Genomic DNA, 2,271 nt, shown 5'->3' with positions numbered 1-2,271 from the left:
AATTCAGATGTGACGGGAGAACATATTGCTCTCAGATGACATCTTGTGCGGAAGCGACCTATTTTCTGAGGAATTGCCCCAATACGAAAATGGACGGAAATCATGACGGCGTCCCATGCGAGAGGCAGTGGTGCAATTAACGGGCAACGGTTCTAACAATCACAGGCACGGCGACGTCTACTACATTGCGGCTTCGCCTTCATTTCGCAGCCGCGCATGCTGTTGGCGTTAAATTGAGAACCAAGATCCATGCTCTACGAGAAGTCTAAGAAAGCCATTTCGGTTTTGGCGTCACTCACCCCGAATACGCTGTTGCCGAAATTTGGCGCATGGGCTACCGCAGACAGGGTGGAGTTCTATGTTTGGGCAGAAATTTACCTGGTTTCGAGGTTTATTTTCTCGATTGTTGCAGCTCTATTGCTGCCGGTGAGTCTGTTCCTTGGCTTTCTTGTAGCATTTATTCAGATAGGTTCCTTGATTTACCTTTTGAAAATCGTGTTTCCTGTTGAGAAACGGGGGCTTAGAGATTCCGGTAGATCTTTATTTTTCGCTCTGGGTCACTACTTGGAGATCGGGTTCTCTATGGCTTACGTCTATTGGTCATGGGGCGCATTTTCGGTGGAGGGGTTAAGCCGGATAGATAGCATCTACTATAGCTTTGTAACTATGACAACGCTTGGATATGGAGATATATACCCAGCTTCAGATCTGACGAAAATGCTGGCAACTGGTCAGACCTTAGTTGGTATGTTCATGTTTGCAATCGTAATAGGGCTGTTCCTGTCTAAGTCGAGTCAGGACCACTGAAAATTTAACAAGTGGCTGTTGTCGGACGCACCTACGCTGGCGCTCCGGTGCGCCGCAAAGCCAGGCGTTAACTGTAGAAAAGCATGGGTACAAAGTTCGTAGAAAAGGCTGATGAAGAAGGGTTTCTGCTCATCGACGGGGCGGTCAAAATCGAGGGTTTCATTCCGGAAGACTCGGTTTCATGCCACAAGTGTCAGGAGCCAGCGATTTACTATGAGCCTTTTGATGCTTTTATCTGCGCGTATTGCAACATATGGCTTGAGGGCCGTTGCGGAGATGCAGGGTGTAGGTATTGTGAAAACCGACCTGAAAAGCCACTCCCCAATGAGAACCAACGGCGTCGCATGCGGCACAGTTAACAAGTCATTCCAGTTCGTTCCGGCCCTTACGGGCCTCCACCGGACGGCCTTTTCTTCGCTTCGCTACGCAAAGGCCGCCGCTGAATTTTGGCGTTAGAAAAATCCGAGAATCAAAATGAATCGATCTGTTGTTAATTGGCTACATACCCGAGGTCTTACGCCACCAAGTGTGGAGCATGATGACTGGGGGTTTAGAATCACAGCCTCATCAGTTCCTTTGGACAAGTGGATAGCGAACAAATCACAAATTCCAGATGAATCTTTTTGGGTTGGGTTTACTGTAAATCGCCTGACTGGGTATCGACTGATCTTTATGACAAAAGACGAAAAATATAGGTTGTCATGGTCTGGAGAAGGCGCCCCTTCAGTCGAATCACCCAGTATAGTGCATCGAAAGAGAACGCAGTGGCCTTCTTTGCATAGTCCAGAGGACTTTCCTTCATCGGTTAAGAAAACTAACCAGTTGCTGGGTGGAGAGCTATTGAGAAATATAAATATGGAAGTGTATTCCCTAAAAAGTGGAGACTTGGAAATTTTAAAAAATTGGCTCAAACCTATTTGTGACAGAATAGATCTCACCATTGGCGAGTTTTATGGTGATGTTCCTCGTGGCCTCGAAATTACTGACAGTAGACCAAAAGGAACTTTAAAAATCCGTTACGACCTATGAGGCTTCTAGTATATATTCCTGAGTGTAGTGTTTAGGAAATGTTTGAAGGTTGAATTTCGTCAGCAATGTGTTTATTTCTAACACATATGAGCCTTCTCTGAGTCAACAGGCAATAGTGTTTTTTTGGCCGCGCCAGCGGCCAACCTAAACCCATGAGCGAGAACGCCTGCTTCGTCAGTCTCGCGGAGCTGTCAGGCACTTACAGCAAACACATATAGGGGCTCTCTTACGTGGCTTTAGACCACAGCCTGACCGGTTGTTCCATCGGTGGGTCAGGGGCACCAGACATTCATCGGTTAACCGGCCACTGGCACTATTCAAGGATCTGGCTGCGTAGCTCCAGTTAGCGTCAGGCTCAGGGCCGGTGTAAGCGCACTGGCTCATGGCATTAAGGCACGCCCACGGGGCGGCTAATCAAGGCGACTGGCTTCAACG

Annotated in this window: 3 protein-coding genes; all 3 read left to right on the top strand. The window is 47.8% G+C overall.

The features are described from left to right. Positions 1-140, top strand: a 140-nt coding sequence (locus C7H09_RS09265) for an excalibur calcium-binding domain-containing protein (protein ID WP_133166219.1), incomplete at its 5' end; no start/stop codon positions are given. A gap of 109 nt (positions 141-249) precedes the next feature. Next, the gene (locus tag C7H09_RS09260; protein WP_106762272.1) at positions 250-807 is read left to right on the top strand and encodes a potassium channel family protein; all 558 of its coding nucleotides are present in this window, start codon (positions 250-252) and stop codon (positions 805-807) included. Positions 808-1,281: 474 nt separating this feature from the next. Further along, positions 1,282-1,836 carry a hypothetical protein gene (locus C7H09_RS19750; RefSeq protein WP_133166218.1) on the top strand — a complete coding sequence of 185 codons (555 nt, stop codon included), beginning with the start codon at positions 1,282-1,284 and terminating at the stop codon, positions 1,834-1,836. Positions 1,837-2,271: the final 435 nt, after the last annotated feature.

The organism is Marinobacter fuscus (assembly GCF_003007675.1).
Lineage (GTDB): Bacteria > Pseudomonadota > Gammaproteobacteria > Pseudomonadales > Oleiphilaceae > Marinobacter > Marinobacter fuscus.
Note: the sequence above shows the minus strand (reverse complement) of the source record. Positions and strands in the feature narration are given on the sequence as shown.